This is a genomic window from Pseudomonas sp. LFS044, from assembly GCF_047978245.1.
Taxonomy (GTDB): Bacteria; Pseudomonadota; Gammaproteobacteria; order Pseudomonadales; family Pseudomonadaceae; genus Aquipseudomonas.
The window spans coordinates 120,487-141,047 of record NZ_JBFPFX010000004.1; the positions used below are offsets into that span (position 1 = coordinate 120,487).

At 58.8% G+C, this 20,561-nt stretch carries 20 protein-coding genes; 4 read left to right on the forward strand and 16 right to left on the reverse strand.

All coding sequences use genetic code 11. From position 1 onward, the window contains the following. Position 1 precedes the first annotated feature (1 nt). From atpA to rpmH, 15 genes are all read right to left on the reverse strand, one after another. Entirely contained in the window at positions 2-1,546 is a 1,545-nt protein-coding gene (gene atpA / locus ACNQPL_RS04625) for a F0F1 ATP synthase subunit alpha (RefSeq protein WP_021785310.1), read from the reverse strand. 21 nt (positions 1,547-1,567) lie between these two features. Then, entirely contained in the window at positions 1,568-2,104 is a 537-nt protein-coding gene (locus ACNQPL_RS04630) for a F0F1 ATP synthase subunit delta (RefSeq protein WP_003253191.1), read from the reverse strand. Between the two features lie 12 nt (positions 2,105-2,116). Beyond that, positions 2,117-2,587, reverse strand: a complete 471-nt coding sequence (locus tag ACNQPL_RS04635) for a F0F1 ATP synthase subunit B (RefSeq protein WP_172225118.1) — start codon at positions 2,585-2,587, stop codon at positions 2,117-2,119. 56 nt (positions 2,588-2,643) lie between these two features. Beyond that, a complete protein-coding gene (gene atpE, locus ACNQPL_RS04640) occupies positions 2,644-2,901 on the reverse strand; it encodes a F0F1 ATP synthase subunit C (protein ID WP_003097235.1) in 258 nt (85 codons plus the stop codon). A 143-nt stretch (positions 2,902-3,044) separates the two neighbouring features. After that, entirely contained in the window at positions 3,045-3,914 is an 870-nt protein-coding gene (gene atpB / locus ACNQPL_RS04645; protein ID WP_016489912.1) for a F0F1 ATP synthase subunit A, read from the reverse strand. 16 nt (positions 3,915-3,930) lie between these two features. Next, positions 3,931-4,338, reverse strand: coding sequence for a F0F1 ATP synthase subunit I (locus ACNQPL_RS04650; RefSeq protein WP_012316950.1), 408 nt, complete (start codon positions 4,336-4,338; stop codon positions 3,931-3,933). Between the two features lie 149 nt (positions 4,339-4,487). Beyond that, positions 4,488-5,360 (reverse strand): ParB/RepB/Spo0J family partition protein, encoded by an 873-nt coding sequence (locus ACNQPL_RS04655; protein WP_416466101.1) that lies wholly within the window; start codon positions 5,358-5,360, stop codon positions 4,488-4,490. Positions 5,361-5,369: 9 nt separating this feature from the next. Then, positions 5,370-6,161 carry a ParA family protein gene (locus ACNQPL_RS04660; protein ID WP_016394317.1) on the reverse strand — a complete coding sequence of 264 codons (792 nt, stop codon included), beginning with the start codon at positions 6,159-6,161 and terminating at the stop codon, positions 5,370-5,372. Positions 6,162-6,179: 18 nt separating this feature from the next. After that, entirely contained in the window at positions 6,180-6,830 is a 651-nt protein-coding gene (gene rsmG / locus ACNQPL_RS04665) for a 16S rRNA (guanine(527)-N(7))-methyltransferase RsmG (RefSeq protein ID WP_416466102.1), read from the reverse strand. Next, positions 6,827-8,719 (reverse strand): tRNA uridine-5-carboxymethylaminomethyl(34) synthesis enzyme MnmG, encoded by a 1,893-nt coding sequence (gene mnmG, locus ACNQPL_RS04670; protein ID WP_346612730.1) that lies wholly within the window; start codon positions 8,717-8,719, stop codon positions 6,827-6,829. The genes rsmG and mnmG overlap by 4 nt, the downstream gene beginning before the upstream one ends. 513 nt (positions 8,720-9,232) lie before the next feature. Beyond that, positions 9,233-10,603: a tRNA uridine-5-carboxymethylaminomethyl(34) synthesis GTPase MnmE gene (mnmE, locus tag ACNQPL_RS04675; RefSeq protein ID WP_416466103.1), complete on the reverse strand. Its 1,371-nt coding sequence runs from the start codon at positions 10,601-10,603 to the stop codon at positions 9,233-9,235. Between the two features lie 86 nt (positions 10,604-10,689). Further along, a complete protein-coding gene (gene yidC, locus ACNQPL_RS04680; RefSeq protein WP_416466104.1) occupies positions 10,690-12,372 on the reverse strand; it encodes a membrane protein insertase YidC in 1,683 nt (560 codons plus the stop codon). 2 nt (positions 12,373-12,374) lie between these two features. Beyond that, on the reverse strand, positions 12,375-12,620 hold the full coding sequence (yidD, locus tag ACNQPL_RS04685) for a membrane protein insertion efficiency factor YidD (RefSeq protein ID WP_080516506.1): 246 nt from the start codon (positions 12,618-12,620) through the stop codon (positions 12,375-12,377). After that, entirely contained in the window at positions 12,613-13,017 is a 405-nt protein-coding gene (gene rnpA, locus ACNQPL_RS04690; RefSeq protein ID WP_346612860.1) for a ribonuclease P protein component, read from the reverse strand. Before rnpA ends, yidD begins: the two co-directional genes overlap by 8 nt. Positions 13,018-13,030: 13 nt before the next feature. After that, on the reverse strand, positions 13,031-13,165 hold the full coding sequence (gene rpmH / locus ACNQPL_RS04695; protein WP_003253163.1) for a 50S ribosomal protein L34: 135 nt from the start codon (positions 13,163-13,165) through the stop codon (positions 13,031-13,033). Between the two features lie 598 nt (positions 13,166-13,763). On the opposite strand from rpmH, the gene dnaA reads away from it, so the two are divergent. From dnaA to gyrB, 4 genes are read left to right on the forward strand one after another with little or no spacing between them, the layout of a single operon-like run. Next, positions 13,764-15,299, forward strand: a complete 1,536-nt coding sequence (gene dnaA / locus ACNQPL_RS04700) for a chromosomal replication initiator protein DnaA (RefSeq protein ID WP_416466105.1) — start codon at positions 13,764-13,766, stop codon at positions 15,297-15,299. 40 nt (positions 15,300-15,339) lie between these two features. Then, positions 15,340-16,443: a DNA polymerase III subunit beta gene (gene dnaN / locus ACNQPL_RS04705; protein WP_346612734.1), complete on the forward strand. Its 1,104-nt coding sequence runs from the start codon at positions 15,340-15,342 to the stop codon at positions 16,441-16,443. Positions 16,444-16,458: 15 nt separating this feature from the next. Continuing rightward, the gene (recF, locus tag ACNQPL_RS04710) at positions 16,459-17,562 is read left to right on the forward strand and encodes a DNA replication/repair protein RecF (protein ID WP_346612735.1); all 1,104 of its coding nucleotides are present in this window, start codon (positions 16,459-16,461) and stop codon (positions 17,560-17,562) included. A gap of 4 nt (positions 17,563-17,566) precedes the next feature. Then, positions 17,567-19,987 carry a DNA topoisomerase (ATP-hydrolyzing) subunit B gene (gene gyrB, locus ACNQPL_RS04715; RefSeq protein WP_346612736.1) on the forward strand — a complete coding sequence of 807 codons (2,421 nt, stop codon included), beginning with the start codon at positions 17,567-17,569 and terminating at the stop codon, positions 19,985-19,987. 70 nt (positions 19,988-20,057) lie between these two features. Here the strand turns inward: gyrB and ACNQPL_RS04720 are convergent, their stop codons facing one another. Then, the gene (locus ACNQPL_RS04720) at positions 20,058-20,483 is read right to left on the reverse strand and encodes an RcnB family protein (protein WP_346612749.1); all 426 of its coding nucleotides are present in this window, start codon (positions 20,481-20,483) and stop codon (positions 20,058-20,060) included. Positions 20,484-20,561: the final 78 nt, after the last annotated feature.

Consider the following 20,561-nt stretch of genomic DNA (forward strand, 5'->3'; position numbering starts at 1 on the left):
CTTACCAGGTCTGGGTGGCCTTGAACTTCTCGATGCCGGCTTTCAGGCCTGCGTCGATTTCGTCGTTGAAGTCACCCTTCACGTTGATCTTCGCCATCAGTTCAGCGTGATCACGGTTGAAGAAGGCGATCAGTGCTTGCTCGAAGCTGCCGATCTTGGAGACTTCTACGTCAGTCAGGAAGCCACGCTCAGCGGCGTACAGCGACAGAGCCATGTCCGCGATGGACATCGGCGCGTACTGCTTCTGCTTCATCAGCTCGGTAACGCGCTGACCATGCTCCAGCTGCTTGCGGGTCGCTTCGTCCAGATCGGAAGCGAACTGGGCGAATGCAGCCAGCTCACGGTACTGAGCCAGAGCGGTACGAATACCACCGGACAGCTTCTTGATGATCTTGGTCTGAGCGGCACCACCTACGCGGGATACCGAAACACCGGCGTTCACTGCAGGGCGGATGCCCGAGTTGAACATGGCCGATTCCAGGAAGATCTGACCGTCGGTGATCGAGATCACGTTGGTCGGAACGAACGCGGAAACGTCGCCAGCCTGGGTTTCGATGATCGGCAGCGCGGTCAGGGAACCGGTTTTGCCAGTTACAGCACCGTTGGTGAACTTCTCGACGTACTCTTCCGAAACGCGCGATGCACGCTCCAGCAGACGGGAGTGGAGATAGAACACGTCGCCTGGGTACGCTTCACGTCCTGGTGGACGGCGCAGCAGCAGGGAGATCTGACGGTAGGCAACGGCCTGCTTGGACAGGTCATCGTAAACGATCAGTGCGTCTTCACCGCGGTCGCGGAAGAACTCGCCCATGGTGCAACCGGCGTATGGCGCCAGGAATTGCAGTGCGGCGGATTCCGAAGCACTGGCAACCACCACGATGGTGTTGGCCAGGGCGCCGTTTTCTTCCAGCTTGCGAACGATGTTGGCAACGGTGGAACGCTTCTGGCCGACAGCTACATAAACACAGAAAATACCGGAGTCTTTCTGGTTGATGATGGCGTCGATGGCCATGGCGGTCTTGCCGATCTGACGGTCACCGATGATCAGCTCACGCTGGCCACGGCCGACAGGGATCATGGCGTCGACGGATTTGTAGCCAGTCTGTACAGGCTGGTCTACCGACTTACGCCAGATCACGCCTGGAGCAACTTTCTCGACCGCATCGGTCTCGGTGTTGCCCAGCGGGCCTTTGCCGTCGATTGGGTTACCCAGTGCGTCGACGACGCGACCCAGCAGTTCCTTACCAACCGGAACTTCCAGGATGCGGCCGGTGCACTTGGCGCTCATGCCTTCGGCGAGGGTGTCATAGGCACCCAGGATCACTGCACCTACGGAGTCTTGCTCCAGGTTCAGGGCCATGCCGTAGACGCCGCCCGGGAACTCGATCATTTCGCCGTACATGACGTCGGCCAGACCGTGGATCCGCACGATACCGTCGGAAACCGAAACGACGGTACCTTCGTTACGGGCTTGAGAGCTCACATCGAGGTTGTCGATGCGGCCCTTGATGATTTCACTAATTTCGGAAGGATTGAGTTGCTGCATTGCTCTGCTGCCCCTTCAAACTCAAGATTTCAATGCTTCGGCCAGTTTCGCGATCTTGCCGCGAACAGAGCCATCGATTACCAGGTCACCAGCGCGGATGACGACGCCGCCAATCAGGCTGGCATCCTCCGACGCGTGCAGGCGCACTTCCTGGCCTAACCGTGCACTGAGAACCTTGGCGAGTTTGTCTTGCTGTTCTTGGTTCAACGCGAAGGCACTGGTGACTTCCACGTCCACGGATTTCTCTTGCTCGGCCTTGTACAGGTCGAACAGAGCGGCAATCTCCGGCAGAAGCAGGAGACGGTCGTTTTCCGCGGCAACATGAATGAAATTCTGTGCCTGTGCATTGAACTTGTCACCGCACACGTCAATGAACGTGGCGGCCTTTTCTGCGCTCGTCAGTCGCGGGGCCTTGAGCAGGCGCTGCATGGTGTCGTCTTGCGACACCGCAGCAGCCAGGCCGAGCATGGCTGACCAATTGGCCAGTTGCTGATGGGCCTGGGCATGCTCAAAGGCAGCCTTAGCGTAAGGTCGGGCCAACGTGGTCAGTTCTGCCATGATCGCCCTCGCTTAAATTTCAGCGGCCAGTTTGTTAACCAGCTCCGCATGCGCGTTTTGATCGATTGTGGCGCCAAGGATCTTTTCAGCACCGCCGACAGCCAGAGCACCCACTTGGGCACGCAGGGCGTCTTTAGCACCGTTCAGTTCCTGTTCGATCTCGGCCAGAGCCTGAGCCTTCACACGGTCAGCTTCGACGCGGGCCTGTTCACGGGCTTCCTCGACAAGCTGAGCAGCGCGTTTCTTGCTTTGCTCAATGATTTCGGCTGCCTGTGCTTTAGCTTCACGCAGTTGCTGACCCGCTTTCTCTTGGGCCAGCTCCAGGTCGCGAGCTGCGCGGTTGGCAGCGTCCAAGCCGTCGGCAATCTTCTTTTGGCGCTCTTGCAGAGCAGTAATGACCGGAGGCCATACGTACTTCATGCAGAAGAGTACAAAAATCAGAAAAGCAACGGATTGGCCAATCAGGGTTGCATTAATGTTCACGCCAACACCTCGCTCGGTCTTAATTCATACAGCCATCAACTCGTGAATACGAGTGATTAGCCGGCGATCTGACCAACGAACGGATTCGCGAAGGTGAAGAACAGAGCGATACCAACACCGATCATGGTTACGGCGTCGAGCAGACCGGCAACGATGAACATTTTGACCTGCAGCATCGGAACCATCTCAGGCTGACGAGCAGCACCTTCCAGGAATTTGCCGCCCAGCAGGCCGAAACCAATGGCGGTACCCAGAGCACCCAGGCCGATCAGCAGAGCAACAGCGATAGCGGTCAGACCAACTACAGTTTCCATCTTTCCTCCCGACTTTTACGTCGTATTGGTTAGGTTTTTAGTTTGAAGCGGTAAAACAAATCGTTTGGAACAGCTGCCCTTGCGGACTTTTTAAGCCCTCCCCCCAAACGAGCGGGGAAGGCTATCAGACACGCCAGGCGGTCTTAATGGTTATCTTCGTGAGCCATCGACAGGTAGACGATGGTGAGCATCATGAAGATGAAAGCTTGCAGGGTGATGATCAGGATGTGGAACACAGCCCACGCCCACTGCAGCACCACACCCAGGCCGCTCAGCCACAGCAGGCCGGAGCCGAACATCACGGCGATCAGGATGAACACCAGCTCGCCGGCGTACATGTTGCCGAACAGACGCAGTGCCAGCGAGATCGGCTTGGCGATCAGGGTGACGAATTCCAGCAGGAAGTTCACCGGGATCAGCAGGATCTGCACAAAGATGTTCTTGCTGCCGAACGGGTGCAGGGTCAGCTCACCGATGAAGCCGCCCAGGCCCTTCACCTTGATGCTGTAGAAGATGATCAGGGCGAATACGCTGAAGGCCATGGCCAGCGTCGCGTTCGGGTCGGTGGTCGACACGGCGCGGAACGGAATGTGCGGGTCACCGGAGATCAGGATGGCCAGCTGAGGAATCCAGTCGACCGGGACCAGGTCGACGGCGTTCATCAGGAATACCCAGACGAAGATGGTCAGCGCCAGCGGTGCGATCACCGGGCTACGGCCGTGGAAGGAGTCCTTCACGCTGCCGTTGACGAAATCGACCATCACCTCGACGAAGTTCTGCAGACCGCCAGGTTGGCCGGAGGTCGCCTTCTTCGCCGCCATGCGGAAGATGAACAGGAAGATCAGACCCAGCGCGACGGACCAACCCAGGGTGTCCAGGTGGAACGCCCAGAAGCCCATTGCCTTGGCTTCTGCAGCCGAATGGGCGAAGCCCCAGCTGCCGTCTGGTAGTTGACCGTAGGTCAGGTTCTGCAAGTGGTGCTGGATATAGCCCGAAGCGGTTTCTGCTGCCATGGTTGCCTCAAACGCCCTAAGGTCTCGAAAGTCTTTTATTCATCAGCAGGGGCGCAAACCAGCTGACCAAAAGGGTCAACACGAAGACGCCGAATACTGCTAACGGCGCCAGTGGCTTCACTCCTGCGAAGGTCAGTGCGAACAGCACTGCCGTCAAAATCATCTTGCCAGCCTCGCCTGCGTAAAACGACTTGACGATGGCTTGTGCCGCCCGGGCTCCGCTAAAGCGAAAAGCCTTCCAGGCGAAATACATGTTGGGTAGCCAGGCAATCAAACCTCCGCAGAGACCTGAATATCCACTGACCGCCCCTTTCCACTGCCACAACACCAACGTTGCCAGCAGCAGTACGACAAATTGAGCCAACAGTACCGGAAAAACCGCCCAGCGATGGAAAGGCAGGCGGTTTGGCGTGCGGATTTCCATCACAACTGCTCCTCGGAAGTCGACCAACAAGTCAGTATCGACTTGGCATAATTTGTGCCGACAAAATGCGCGCAGAGTATAGGGGTGGATTAACCCCTATTCAACTCTTCGGTAGTGATTTCCGACTGCGCGCTACAACGGGAATTGTTTCAGCGGATGTGAGAAAGGACGCCCTGCAACTCGTCAAGCGAATTATATCGAATAACCAACTGGCCTTTTCCCTTGTTCCCATGACGTATCTGCACGGGGGAGCCCAGGCGCTCTGCGAGCCGCTGTTCAAGGCGCTCGATATCCGGATCAGGTTTGCTCGGTTCTACCGGATCAGGTTTGCCGCTGAGCCACTGGCGCACCAGTGCCTCGGTTTGGCGCACGGTGAGGCCGCGTGCGACAACATGACGCGCCCCCTCTTCCTGCCGATCTTCTTCCAGGCCGAGCAAAGCACGGGCGTGGCCCATTTCCAGATCGCCGTGGGCGAGCATGGTCTTGATCGCTTCAGGCAGCGAGATCAGGCGCAGCAAGTTGGCCACGGTAACCCGCGACTTGCCGACGGCATCGGCCACCTGCTGCTGGGTCAACTCGAACTCCTGCTGCAGGCGCTGCAGTGCCAGGGCCTCTTCCAGCGGGTTGAGGTCCTCGCGCTGGATGTTCTCGATCAGGGCCATGGCGATAGCGGCTTCGTCCGGCACTTCACGGACCATTGCCGGGATGGTGTCCAGCCCGGCCTGCTGCGTGGCGCGCCAGCGGCGCTCACCGGCAATGATCTCGAAGCGGTTGCCATCGACCGGGCGCACCACGATCGGCTGCATCACGCCATGGGTGCGGATCGAGTGCGCCAGCTCTTCCAGCGCTTGCGGATCCATGTCCCGGCGCGGCTGGTATTTGCCACGCTGGATCAGCTCGACCGGCAGGTGTTGCAGTTCTTTCTGGTCGATCTTCACAGCCTGCTCTTCGAGCGCGCTGACGGACGGACCACTGAGCAGTGCATCCAACCCACGTCCGAGACCCCGTTTCTTAACGGCCATGCGGATTCCTTAAGTTGTCTGTGCAGTGCGTGATTGACGGCGTTGACGGCGAACCAGTTCCCCGGCCAGGGCCAGGTAGGCCAATGCGCCACGCGATTGCTTGTCGTACGCCAGCGCCGGCATGCCGAAGCTCGGTGCCTCGGCCAGGCGGATGTTGCGCGGAATGACGGTGTCGTACAGCTGCTCGCCGAAGTGTTCCTTGAGCTGCGCCGAAACATCGTTGTTCAGGCTCAGGCGCGGGTCGTACATAGTGCGCAACAAGCCTTCGATCTTCAGCTGAGGATTCAGACGAGCGGCAATGCGCTTGATGTTATCCACAAGGTCGCTGAGACCTTCCAGTGCGTAGTACTCGCACTGCATCGGGATAATCACCCCATCCGAAGCGACCAGCGCGTTGAGCGTCAGCATCGACAGCGACGGTGGGCAGTCGATGAGGATGTAGTCGTAGTTCTCGCGGATCGGCGCCAGGGCATTGCGCAGGCGGCTCTCCTTGACCTGCATTTCCAGCAGCACCACTTCCGCGGCAGTCAGGTCGCGGTTGGCCGGCAACAACTGGAAGCCGCCGTGCTCGGAGTAGTGCATGGCCTGGGCAAGGTCGCATTCCCCGATCAGCAGGTCGTAGACCGAGTGCTCGAGTTCATGTTTGTCCACGCCGCTGCCCATGGTGGCGTTGCCCTGCGGATCGAGGTCGATCAGCAGCACACGACGTTTGGTCGCGGCCAGCGATGCAGCGAGATTGATACAGGTGGTGGTTTTACCCACACCACCTTTCTGGTTCGCGATTGCGAATACCTTAGCCATTGTTGCGTGTGTTCCCAGTCATGCCTTGCGGCGCAGTATCAGCAGATGGCGCTGGCCCTGGCAACCTGGAACGGTCAGGGCCTGCTCGCTTTCCACTGTGAAGTCTGCGGGCAATGCTACCAGTTCATCGGCAGGATGCAGCCCCTTCATTGCAAGCCATTGCGTCCCGGTGTCGCCCAAGTGGCGGGTCCAGTTGGTGAAGTTCTCCATGCTGCTGAAGGCGCGGGAGATGATGCCGCTGAACGGCTGTGGTGGCTGGAAGGCCTCGACCCGGCTGTGGATAACCGAGAGGTTGTCGAGCTTCAACTCCATTTTCACCTGGGTGAGGAAACGGGTTTTCTTGCCATTGGCATCCAGCACGGTCACGCGTTTGTGCGGGTGCAGGATAGCCAAGGGAATACCCGGCATGCCACCCCCGCTGCCGACATCCAGCCAGCTGTCGCGCTCGTTGTGGATAAATTCCATGACGCTGAGGCTGTCGAGCAGGTGGCGCGAAACCATCTCGTCCGGGTCGCGCACCGCGGTCAGGTTGTACGCTTTGTTCCACTTGATCAACAAGGCCAGGTAGCCGAGCAGACGTTCATGTTGTTCGGCGCTCAGCTCGACACCGAGCTGGCGCGCGCCTGTGGACAACTCTTCAGCGTGTTGCGGGGTGACCAGGGAACTCAAGCGCTTTGCTCCAATTCGCGGCCAGCGCCGCGTTTTTTCAGATGAATCAGCAACAGGGAAATCGCCGCAGGCGTGACGCCTGGGATACGCGAAGCCTGGCCCAGGGTTTCCGGGCGAGTCTGGCCGAGCTTGCCCTGAATCTCCTTGGACAGGCCGGAAATCGTTGTGTAGTCGATATCCACAGGCAGGCGGGTGTCTTCGCTGGCCCGCAGGCGCGCGATCTCATCCTGCTGGCGGTCGATGTAACCGGCGTACTTGGTCTTGATCTCGACCTGTTCGGCAACCTGAGGGTCGATTACCTCACCGCCGGTGGCTTCGATCAGCCCGGCGTAGTCGATTTCGGGACGCGCCAGCAGGTTGAGCAGGCTGTATTCGTGGCTCAGTGGGGTACCGAACTTATCCACAACGGCCTGGCCTTGCGGTGTGTTCGGGCGGACCCAGGTCGACTTCAAGCGTTGTTCTTCGCGCTCGATGCCGTCGCGCTTGGCGCAGAACGCCGCCCAGCGCTCGTCGTCAATCAGGCCAAGCTCACGGCCTTTCTCGGTCAGGCGCAGGTCGGCGTTGTCTTCACGCAGGATCAGCCGGTATTCGGCACGCGACGTGAACATGCGGTACGGCTCCTGGGTACCCAGGGTGATCAGGTCGTCGACCAGTACCCCGATGTACGCCTCGTCACGGCGCGGGCACCAGCTTTCGCGGCCCTGCGCGCGTAATGCGGCGTTGGTCCCGGCCAACAGGCCCTGGGCGCCGGCTTCTTCGTAACCGGTTGTGCCGTTGATCTGGCCCGCGAAGAACAGGCCGCCGATGACTTTGGTCTCGAGGCTGTACTTGAGGTCACGCGGGTCGAAGTAGTCGTACTCGATCGCATAGCCCGGGCGCACGATGTGGGCGTTTTCCATGCCGCGGATCGAGCGAACCAGCTGCAGCTGCACGTCGAACGGCAACGAAGTTGAAATCCCGTTGGGGTACAGCTCGTGGGTGGTCAGGCCTTCCGGCTCGATGAACACCTGGTGGCTTTCCTTGTCGGCAAAGCGGTGGATCTTGTCTTCGATCGACGGGCAGTAACGTGGGCCGACGCCTTCGATTACACCGGAATACATCGGCGAACGGTCGAGGTTCGAGGCGATGATCTCGTGGGTGCGCGCGTTGGTGTGGGTAATCCAGCAGCTGACTTGGCGCGGGTGCATCGCCGCGTTGCCCATGAACGACATGACCGGGATCGGCGTGTCGCCCGGTTGCTCGGTCATGACCGAAAAGTCCACCGAACGCCCATCGATACGCGGTGGGGTGCCGGTTTTCAGGCGGCCGACGCGCAGCGGCAGTTCACGCATGCGGTGAGCCAGAGCAATCGAAGGTGGGTCGCCGGCACGCCCACCGGAATGGTTCTGCAGGCCAATGTGGATAAGGCCGCCGAGGAAAGTGCCGGTAGTCAGTACGACGGAGTCGGCGAAAAAGCGCAGCCCCATCTGCGTGACCACGCCTTTGACCTGGTCCTGCTCGACGATCAGGTCGTCACAGGACTGCTGGAATATCCACAGGTTGGGCTGGTTTTCCAGGATCTCGCGTACCACAGCCTTGTAGATGGCGCGGTCTGCCTGTGCACGGGTGGCGCGCACGGCCGGCCCCTTGCGGTTGTTCAGGACGCGGAACTGGATGCCGCTCTTGTCGGTGGCCAGTGCCATTGCACCGCCGAGCGCATCGATCTCTTTGACCAGATGGCTTTTGCCGATGCCACCGATGGCCGGGTTGCAGCTCATGTGACCGAGGGTTTCCACGTTATGGGTCAGCAGCAGGGTTTTTACACCCATGCGTGCAGACGCAAGCGCAGCCTCGGTACCGGCATGGCCGCCGCCGATGACGATCACTTCAAAACGGGAAGGGAAATCCACCACGCACCTCGTGCCTGTTTTTGCGAATAGAGAAGGTAAGCGGACAAGTATAGGGACTTCACCCCCTCTAAAGAAACCTTATGGGCAAATTTTGACCAGGCTGTGGATGAGTGGCAGACAACAGAAATCAGAGAGAAGAAATTTAAAAAGCTTTGTTTTTATGTTTATTCTTATGCACGGCATGTTCTGTGGATAAGGTTCTGTAGCCCACTATATTCGCTGTGTACAGCAAAATTAAAACCTGTGCCTGGAGTGCCCTGAGGGCTCTGGATAAGCCGATTTAGCCTGTGGATGAAATGCCCATTTACCCACAGGCGGTTTTGTCCTCATGAAAAAAGCAGGGTTATCAACTGATCCTATGGTTAGTTTTCCACAGGGCTCCTGAGCGTAGATTTGCGGTCTTCGCTTGAAATTTTCTTGCCCAGGTACGCGTCAGGTTTCTGGATTACTCGAATTTCAGGCAAAAAAAAGCCGCTCCGTAGGGAGCGGCTGTGGATGGTTTGGCGAAAAAAACTATTTGCCGATGCAGAAACTGGAGAAGATCCGCCCTAGCAGGTCATCGGAACTGAACGCCCCAGTGATCTCGGCAAGCGCTTGTTGTGCCTGCCGCAGGTCCTCGGCCAGCAGCTCTCCAGCACCGGCCAGGGTCAATTGCGCACGGCCATGTTCCACGTGGGTGCTGGCCTGATGCAGGGCATCCAGGTGCCTGCGACGGGCGCTAAAGCCGCTCTCGGCGGTCTGTTCATAGCCCATGCACGCCTTCAGGTGATCGCGCAGCAACTGCAGCCCCTGGTCGTCGCCCTTGGCGCTCAAAGTGATCGTCACGTGGCCGTCGTCGCACTGCTCAAGCCCCACCTGCTCGCCACTGAGATCAGCCTTGTTACGTATCAGCGTGACCTTGCCCGGCTCGGGCCGCTGGTCCAGAAACTCAGGCCACAGGGCGAACGGGTCGCAGGCTTCCGGCGCGGTGGAGTCGACCACCAGCAACACCCGATCGGCCTCGCCAATGGCCTTGAGCGCGCGTTCTACACCAATCTTTTCCACATGGTCGTCGGTGTCGCGCAAGCCCGCTGTATCGACCACATGCAGCGGCATGCCGTCGATGTGGATATGTTCACGCAGAATGTCCCGAGTGGTGCCGGCGATGTCGGTGACGATAGCCGCCTCACGCCCGGCGAGGGTGTTGAGCAAGCTCGACTTGCCGGCATTGGGCCTGCCGGCAATGACGACTGTCATGCCGTCGCGCAGCAATGCACCCTGCCCGGCTTCACGCTGCACTGTGGACAACTCGGCGCGCACGGTATCGAGCATCGACAAGACATGGCCATCGGCGAGGAAGTCGATTTCTTCCTCAGGGAAGTCGATGGCCGCCTCGACGTAGATACGTAACGCGATCAGCGCTTCGGTAAGGCTGTGCACACGTTTGGAAAATTCGCCCTGGAGCGAGCGCAGGGCATTGCGCGCCGCCTGGCTGGAGCTGGCCTCGATCAGGTCGGCGATGGCTTCGGCCTGGGCCAGGTCGAGCTTGTCGTTGAGGAATGCCCGCTCGCTGAACTCGCCGGGGCGCGCCAGCCGGCAGCCGACCTGTACGCAACGCTGCAGCAGCATGTCCAGCACCACCGGGCCGCCGTGCCCTTGCAACTCGAGCACGTCTTCACCGGTGAACGAGTTCGGCCCAGGGAAGAACAGCGCAATGCCCTCATCCAGCACCAGCCCTTCCTGGTCGCGGAACGGGCCGTAATGGGCATGGCGCGGCGTCAGCGTGCGGCCGGTAATGAGCTGGCCAGCCTGGGCCGCCAGTGGCCCGGACAGCCTGACGATGCCCACGCCTCCACGGCCTTGGGCAGTAGCGATGGCAGCGATGGTTTCACGCACAGTGTTCATGCTCGAAAGCCTCTACGACAAAAACGACAGATAGCAAAAACGCCCCCGAGGGGGCGTTTTTATTCACAGGCTAGCGCAGTAGCCCGTCAAGCAGCAGCTTTTTTGGTCGCTGCTTCGATACGGCGGGTGATGTACCACTGCTGCGAAATCGACAGGCAGTTGTTCACAACCCAGTACAGCACCAGGCCCGCCGGGAACCACAGGAAGAAGAAGGTGAAGATGATTGGCATCATTTTCATCACCTTGGCCTGCATCGGATCCGGCGGCGTCGGGTTCAGGCGCTGCTGGATGAACATGGTCGCGCCCATGATGATCGGCAGGATGAAGAACGGATCCTTGATCGACAGGTCGGTGATCCACAGCATCCATGGGGCTTGGCGCATCTCTACGCTTTCCAGCAGTACCCAGTACAGGGCCAGGAATACCGGCATCTGAACCAGGATCGGCAGGCAGCCACCCAGCGGGTTGATCTTCTCTTTCTTGTACAGCTCCATCATCGCCTGGGACATCTTCTGGCGATCGTCACCGAAGCGTTCCTTCAGCGCAGCAAGCTTCGGCGCAACGGCACGCATACGCGCCATCGAGCGGTAGCTGGCAGCCGACAGCGGGAAGAACAGGCCCTTGATGAGCATGGTCAGGACGATGATCGACCAGCCCCAGTTACCCAACAGGCTGTGGATATGTTGCAGCAGCCAGAAGATCGGCTGGGCGATGAACCACAGGAATCCGTAGTCGACGGTCAGTTCCAGGCCTGGGGACAACTCCTTGAGCTTGGACTGAATTTTCGGACCGGCGTACAGCATCGCGCTGGTTTCGACCTTACCGCCAGCAGGTACGCTGATGGCTGGGCCGGTGTAGCCGATGATGTAGTTGCCCTGGCTGTCCTTGCGCGTCTGAACAACGTTGTTGTCGGACTTGGCAGGGATCCACGCAGTCACGAAGTAGTGCTGCAGCCAGGCAACCCAGCCGCCGGACACATTTTCTTTCAAACTACCTTTGTCGATGTCCTTCATCGACACTTTCTTGTACGGCTCGCCAGCTGTCCACAGGGCAGCGCCCAGGTACGTGGCAGTACCGGTTGCAGTGCTCGAAGATGGATCGCCGCTGGCGTCACGCTTGAGCTGAGCAAACATGTTGCCGCTCCAGGCCTGGCCGCTCTGGTTGTCGATCAGGTAGCTGACGTTCAGGTCGTACTCACCGCGCTTGAAGCTGAAGCGCTTGATGTAGTTGACGCCGTTGTCGCTGAACTTCAGGTCGACAACCAGTTGTTCCTGGCCGTCGGCCAGCTGGTAGGACTTCTGCTCGGCTGCATAGAGCGGACGGCCGGTAGAACGGGCATCCGGGCCATTGGCGCCGGTCAGGCCGCTCTGGGCCAGGTACACACGCTCGCCACCGTTGTCGAACAGCTGGAACGGAATGTCCGGATGGTCCTGACGGCGTGGGTACTTCGGCAGGTTCAGCTGGACGATGTCACCGCCGACTGGGTCGATAGCCAGTTCCAGCACATCGGTCTTGACCCGGATCAGATCCTTGCTGAGTGCAACGGGTGCCAGTTCGGCAGGGCTCGCCTCGCCGTTGGCGCTCGGTACATCGGCGCTGGCGCCGTTGTTTGCGGCAGGTACGCCATCGGGCAGGCCCGGAGCAACTGTGCTGGCAGCAGTATTCTGAGTCGGCAGGGCAGCCTGGCCGTAGTCATCGTTCCACTTCAGGACCATGACGTAGGACACGATTGCCAGGGCGGCGATCAGGATCGTGCGTTTAATATCCATGATTACTCGGCTATCGAAGAAGTTCGGGAGGAAGGCGCGGGGGGAACGGGATCGAAACCACCGTCGTTCCACGGATGACAACGCCCCAGGCGACGAACGGTTAGCCACCCGCCACGCAAGAGGCCATGAGTTTCAATGGCTTCTAACGCATAACAGGAGCAACTGGGGTAGAAACGACAGTGGCTGGCCATCAGAGGACTGATGGCGTAACGGTAAAACTGGATCGGAACGAGGGCCAGTTTACGCATTTTGACTGTCTACCCCTGCGGAATTGGCGTCTGCCGCTGGAGTGGGCCGGCTGCGCGCCAGGCGTTTCCAGAGCTTGCCAAAGTGTTGGTGCAATTCCGGGTTTTCTATCTCACCCAATCCCTTGCGCGCGACGATCACTATGTCCAGGCCAGCCAGCATGTGCTGGTGCAGACGGAAGGAATCGCGCATCAAGCGCTTGAGGCGATTGCGTTGAACAGCGAGCTTGACGCTCTTCTTGCCGATCACCAAGCCGAGGCGTGGGTGATCGAGACCGTTCTCGCGAGCAAGGATCAGCAGGTTTTTCCCTGGAACCTTGCCGGTTGGGGAGTCGAAGACCGCTTTGAAATGCCGGGGTGTAAGCAGTCGCTTTTCCCGACTGAAGTCCTGACTCACCACCTGTGCCGAAAAATCAAATGGCCAGACGCTTACGGCCTTTGGCACGACGACGCGACAGAACAGCGCGGCCGTTCTTGGTAGCCATACGGGCACGGAAGCCGTGGGTGCGAGCGCGCTTGATGGTGCTTGGTTGGAAAGTACGTTTCATGGCGTTGTTACCTGGGTTTGTCGACAACGGGCCGGAATGGCCCCCTTTTTAAGAGATCGGCGATTCTAGAGAAAGCAAGCCAATAGGTCAATTTCCAACCAGCCTTTCCTTATGGATGGTGCCGTGGCTGACCCCCTTCCAACGTTCGTCGGGGCGGAGCATGATCGAGCAGGCAAACGGATGACAAAATGAAAAAAAAGAAGAGACATATAAAAAGCTTTTCTGAATAACTTATAAATCTTAAGTGGATAAGTTTCTGTGGATAAACCTCTAGAGGCCATGGGTCACGGGCTGTACAGAGTTTTGAAACGTTGTCCACAACCGGTGCTGCGCTTGTGTCACGGCTGAGCATAGCCTGTGGATGAAAAGGGTCATTATCCACAGGTGAGTTATCAACAGGGCTCGACCCAGGGTTGTGCATAGCCCTCAGGTACGGTTATCCACAGAGCTTATTCACAGTGCCGAAGTGTCTTTTTGGTCGCTAAATGGCTGTTTTGTCATGGCTCTGAATGTTTCCACATGTGGATAACTGGTCGCTCGACCGGTACAATGGCGGTTTGTTTTTGCCTCATCCGGCTTTCAAACTCAGGGGATATCCGTGTCAGTGGAACTTTGGCAGCAGTGCGTGGAGCTTCTGCGCGATGAACTGCCTGCCCAGCAATTCAACACCTGGATCCGTCCACTACAGGTCGAAGCCGAAGGCGACGAGTTGCGCGTGTATGCGCCTAACCGTTTCGTTCTCGATTGGGTGAATGAAAAGTACCTCGGCCGTCTGCTCGAACTGTTGGGTGAGAACGGGACCGGCATTGCGCCTGCCCTTTCCTTGTTAATAGGCAGCCGTCGCAGCTCCGCCCCGCGCGCTGCACCTAATGCACCGGTCAGCGCGGCGGTAGCTGCTTCTCTTGCGCAGAATCCTGCGCAACCTGCAGCCGCACCCGTCATGGCGGTCGCTGGCCCAGTGTCGTCGCCGGTGGCCGAGCCAGTGATGGCCAACGACCCGGCCGAGCCGTCTTCGCGCGACACTTATGACTCGATGGCCGACAGCGCTCCGGCAACCGTCGCATCAGGTCGCACCGAACAGCGCAACGTGCAGGTAGAAGGTGCGCTCAAGCACACCAGCTACCTGAACCGCACCTTCACCTTCGAAACGTTCGTCGAAGGTAAGTCGAACCAGCTGGCCCGGGCTGCTGCCTGGCAGGTTGCCGACAACCCCAAGCACGGTTACAACCCGCTGTTCCTGTATGGCGGCGTAGGCCTGGGCAAGACGCACCTGATGCACGCTGTGGGTAACCATCTGTTGAAGAAGAACCCGAATGCCAAGGTGGTCTACCTGCATTCCGAGCGTTTCGTCGCCGACATGGTCAAGGCCTTGCAGCTCAACGCGATCAATGAATTCAAACGCTTCTACCGTTCGGTCGATGCGTTGCTGATCGACGACATCCAGTTCTTCGCCCGCAAGGAGCGTTCGCAGGAGGAGTTTTTCCACACCTTCAACGCGCTGCTTGAAGGTGGTCAGCAGGTGATTCTTACCAGCGACCGCTATCCGAAAGAGATCGAAGGCCTGGAAGAGCGCCTGAAGTCACGTTTCGGCTGGGGTTTGACGGTGGCCGTGGAGCCGCCGGAGCTGGAAACCCGCGTGGCGATCCTGATGAAGAAGGCCGACCAGGCCAAGGTCGAGCTGCCGCACGATGCGGCGTTCTTCATCGCCCAGCGTATTCGCTCCAACGTGCGTGAGCTTGAAGGCGCATTGAAGCGGGTTATCGCCCACTCGCACTTCATGGGCCGCGACATCACCATCGAGCTGATTCGTGAATCGCTGAAGGACTTGCTGGCGCTGCAAGACAAGCTGGTGAGTGTGGATAACATTCAGCGCACTGTCGCTGAGTACTACAAGATCAAGATCTCCGATCTGTTGTCCAAGCGCCGTTCGCGCTCGGTCGCCCGCCCGCGTCAGGTGGCCATGGCGTTGTCGAAGGAGCTGACAAACCACAGTCTGCCGGAGATCGGCGACATGTTTGGCGGCCGTGACCACACCACCGTGCTGCACGCCTGCCGCAAGATCAACGAACTGAAAGAATCCGACGCGGACATCCGCGAGGACTACAAGAACCTGCTGCGCACGCTGACTACCTGATGGCCGTCAGCGCAGCTAATTGAAGGCAAGGGACTAGACCATGCATTTCACCATTCAACGCGAAGCCCTGTTGAAACCCCTGCAACTGGTCGCCGGTGTCGTCGAGCGCCGTCAGACCTTGCCGGTCCTGTCCAACGTACTGCTGGTCGTGCAAGGCCAGCAGTTGTCGTTGACCGGTACCGACCTGGAAGTCGAACTGGTAGGCCGCGTGCAACTGGAAGAGCCGGCAGAGCCCGGCGAAATCACTGTCCCGGCGCGCAAGCTGATGGACATCTGCAAGAGCCTGCCGAACGACGTTCTGATCGATATCAAGGTCGACGAGCAGAAGCTGTTGGTCAAGGCCGGCCGTAGCCGTTTCACCCTGTCGACCCTGCCTGCCAACGACTTTCCGACGGTGGAAGAAGGCCCAGGTTCGCTCACTTGCAACCTGGAGCAGAGCAAGCTGCGTCGCCTGATCGAGCGCACCAGTTTCGCCATGGCTCAACAGGACGTGCGTTACTACCTCAACGGCATGCTGCTCGAGGTATCCCGCAATACCCTGCGCGCAGTCTCCACTGACGGTCACCGCCTCGCGCTGTGCTCCATGAGCGCAGCCATCGAGCAGGATGAGCGTCACCAGGTTATCGTGCCGCGTAAAGGTATCCTCGAGCTGGCGCGCCTGCTAACCGACCCAGAAGGCATGGTCAGCATCGTCCTGGGGCAGCACCACATCCGTGCGACCACTGGCGAATTCACCTTCACCTCGAAACTGGTGGACGGCAAGTTCCCGGATTACGAGCGTGTACTGCCCAAGGGCGGTGACAAGCTGGTCATCGGCGACCGTCAGGCGCTGCGTGAAGCGTTCAGCCGCACCGCGATCTTGTCTAACGAGAAGTACCGCGGTATCCGCCTGCAGTTGGCTGCAGGCCAGCTGAAGATTCAGGCCAACAACCCTGAGCAGGAAGAAGCAGAAGAAGAGATCAGCGTGGACTATGAAGGCACCTCGCTAGAGATCGGCTTCAACGTCAGCTACCTGCTGGACGTATTGGGTGTGATGACTACAGAACAGGTGCGTCTGATTCTGTCCGACTCCAACAGCAGTGCGCTGTTGCAGGAAGCGGGCAATGACGACTCGTCCTACGTTGTCATGCCGATGCGTCTGTAACACGTAGCAGGCCTAATGTCCCTTAGACGTATCATGGTCACCGCGGTGCGCAATCTGCACCCGGTGACCCTCTCACCCTCCCCGCGCATCAATATCCTCTACGGCGCCAACGGCAGCGGCAAGACGAGTGTGCTTGAAGCGATTCACTTGCTTGGGCTGGCCAGGTCGTTTCGCAGCACTCGCCTGAACCCCGTCATTCAGTACGAGCAAGCGGCGTGCACCGTTTTTGGCGAAGTGCAGTTGGCCGAAGGCGGCACTACCAATCTGGGCGTATCGCGTGAGCGGGCGGGCGATTTCACTATCCGTATAGACGGGCAGAACGCCAAGAGCGCCGCTCAGCTGGCTGAGCTTTTGCCGCTACAGCTGATCAACCCAGATAGTTTCCGCTTACTGGAAGGTGCGCCGAAGATCCGGCGGCAGTTTCTGGATTGGGGAGTGTTCCACGTGGAACCCCGCTTTATGCCGGCCTGGCAACGGCTGCAGAAGGCGCTGCGGCAGCGGAACTCATGGTTGCGGCATGGTACACTTGATCCAGCTTCGCAAGCGGCCTGGGACCGGGAATTGTGCCTCGCCAGTGCCGAAATAGATGAATACCGTCGCAACTACATCAAGGCCTTGAAGCCCGTCTTCGAGCAAACCCTGAGCGAACTGGTCGAGCTGGACGGGTTGACCCTTAGCTACTACCGAGGCTGGGACAAGGACCGGGAACTCAACGAAGTACTCGCCTCTTCTCTTCTTCGCGATCAGCAGATGGGCCACACCCAGGCCGGTCCGCAGCGTGCTGATCTACGTCTTCGTCTGGCTGCCAATAACGCAGCCGACATCTTGTCGCGTGGTCAGCAAAAGTTGGTGGTCTGTGCATTGCGCATTGCCCAAGGTCACCTCGTTAGCCAGGCCCGCCGCGGACACTGTATTTATCTGGTGGATGACTTGCCGTCCGAATTGGACGATCAGCATCGCCGTGCGCTGTGCCGCTTGCTAGAAGAATTACGCTGCCAGGTGTTCATCACCTGTGTAGATCACGAATTACTGAGGGAAGGCTGGCAGACGGAAACGCCAGTTGCTTTGTTCCACGTGGAACAAGGCTGTATCACCCAGACCCACGACCATCGGGAGTGAAGGCATGAGCGAAAATCAAACGTACGACTCCTCCAGCATTAAGGTGCTGAAAGGTTTGGATGCCGTGCGCAAGCGTCCCGGCATGTACATTGGCGACACCGATGACGGTAGCGGCCTGCACCACATGGTCTTCGAGGTGGTCGACAACTCGATCGACGAAGCCCTCGCGGGGCACTGCGATGACATCACCGTCATCATCCACACGGATGAATCCATCAGTGTGCGCGACAACGGTCGCGGCATTCCGGTCGACGTGCATAAAGAAGAAGGCGTTTCCGCAGCCGAGGTCATCATGACCGTGCTGCACGCTGGCGGTAAGTTCGACGACAACTCCTACAAGGTTTCCGGCGGTCTGCACGGTGTAGGTGTTTCGGTTGTAAACGCCCTTTCCGAGAAGCTGGTACTCACCGTTCGTCGTAGTGGCAAGATCTGGGAACAGACTTACGTACACGGTGTTCCACAGGCGCCTATGGCCATTGTGGGCGAAAGCGAAACCACCGGTACTCACATCCACTTCAAGCCGTCGGCTGAAACCTTCAAGAACATTCACTTCAGTTGGGACATCCTGGCCAAGCGTATTCGTGAACTGTCGTTCCTGAACTCTGGCGTGGGTATTCTGCTGAAGGACGAGCGCTCGGGTAAGGAAGAGTACTTCAAATATGAAGGCGGCCTGCGTGCGTTCGTTGAGTACCTGAACACCAACAAGACTCCGGTCAACTCTCAGGTGTTCCACTTCAACGTGCAGCGTGACGATGGCGTGGGTGTTGAAGTCGCCCTGCAGTGGAACGACAGCTTCAATGAAAACCTGCTGTGCTTCACCAACAACATCCCGCAGCGCGATGGTGGTACCCACCTGGTCGGTTTCCGTTCCTCTCTGACCCGTAGCTTGAACAGCTACATCGAGCAGGAAGGCCTGGCGAAGAAAAACAAGGTCGCCACCACCGGTGACGATGCCCGTGAAGGCCTGACCGCGATTATTTCGGTCAAGGTTCCGGACCCTAAGTTCAGCTCGCAGACCAAGGACAAGCTGGTCTCCTCGGAGGTGAAAACCGCCGTGGAACAGGAGATGAACAAGTACTTCTCCGACTTCCTGCTGGAAAACCCGAACGAAGCCAAAGCGGTTGTCGGCAAGATGATCGACGCGGCCCGCGCCCGTGAAGCCGCGCGCAAGGCTCGTGAAATGACGCGCCGTAAAGGTGCGCTGGACATCGCTGGCCTGCCGGGCAAACTGGCGGACTGCCAGGAGAAGGACCCTGCCCTTTCCGAACTGTACCTGGTGGAGGGTGACTCCGCAGGTGGTTCGGCCAAGCAAGGCCGTAACCGTCGTACCCAGGCAATCCTGCCGCTGAAGGGCAAGATCCTCAACGTCGAGAAAGCGCGTTTCGACAAGATGATCTCGTCCCAGGAAGTGGGCACGCTGATCACTGCCCTGGGCTGTGGCATCGGCCGCGAAGAGTACAACATCGATAAGCTGCGCTATCACAACATCATCATCATGACCGATGCTGACGTTGACGGTTCGCACATTCGTACCTTGTTGCTGACCTTCTTCTTCCGTCAGCTGCCTGAGCTGGTCGAGCGTGGCTACATCTATATTGCGCAGCCACCGCTGTACAAGGTGAAGAAAGGCAAGCAGGAGCAGTACATCAAGGACGACGAGGCCATGGAAGAATACATGACCCAATCGGCCCTCGAAGATGCCAGCCTGCACCTGGACGAATCGGCGCCAGCCGTTTCCGGTGTACAACTGGAAGCGTTGGTCAACGAATTCCGTAGCGTGATGAAGACGCTCAAGCGTTTGTCGCGCCTGTACCCGGAAGAGCTGACCGAGCACTTCATCTACCTGCCGGAAGTCACCCTGGAGCAGCTGGGCGACCACGCTGTCATGGAGAGCTGGTTGGCTAAGCTGCAAGAACGCCTTAACAACAGCCAGAAGTCTGGCCTGGCGTACAAGGCTACGCTGCGCGAAGACAAGGAACGAAATGTGTGGCTGCCGGAAGTGGAAATCACCTCCCACGGCCTGGCCAGCTACATCACCTTCAACCGCGACTTCTTCGGCAGTAATGACTACCGCACTGTGGTCAACATCGGCTCCAAGCTGGCTAGCCTGCTGGGTGAAGGTGCCTACGTGCAGCGCGGTGAGCGTCGCAAGGCGATTGTCGAGTTCAAGGAAGGCCTCGATTGGCTGATGAACGAGACCACCAAGCGTCACACCATCCAGCGATACAAAGGGCTGGGTGAGATGAACCCGGACCAGCTGTGGGAAACCACGATGGACCCAACCGTGCGCCGCATGCTCAAGGTCACCATCGAAGATGCGATCGCCGCGGACCAGATCTTCAACACCCTGATGGGTGATGCGGTCGAGCCACGTCGCGAGTTCATCGAAAGCAACGCCCTGTCGGTATCGAACCTGGACTTCTGATTCGGTAGATTGACCGCCAATAAAAAAGCCCGCGCAAGCGGGCTTTTTATTGGCAGCTGATTCCAAGGCTTCAATAGCCGGTGAGAATGTTCGCGATTACCCCAGATGCAATCGCCACCAATACGTAGTCACCGTTAACGTACAACCAGCGGTGGTCGCGCGGCGGTGGCGACAGGTGGCGGGCGCGCCAGTCAGTTACCCAGTAGCGGTCATCACGGTAGTGCGGGTCCACAACATGGCCGCGTTGCCATTGCTGGTGAGGTATCGGCATACCGGGTTGCGGGCGATAGTTGGGGTTGCGGTAGCCCTGAGCGTGGCCGTTGCCGGGTTTGCCTTGTGGCTGCGGATGACCCTGCTGCTGCCCTTTATGTGGGCGGCCCTGATCCTGGTGCGATGGGCCGCCATCGTGCCCCTGAGGTGGGCCAGGTTGAGCGAAGCTGGCCAGTGGTGCGCTGAGCATCAGCGTGGCGCATAGCACGGAGAGGGTTTTTTTCATCGAATGTCGATCCTTGCAAGTTCACGCCCGGCGGTGTGATCGGGACGCTTGGTACGGTTGATACGTCAGACCATGATT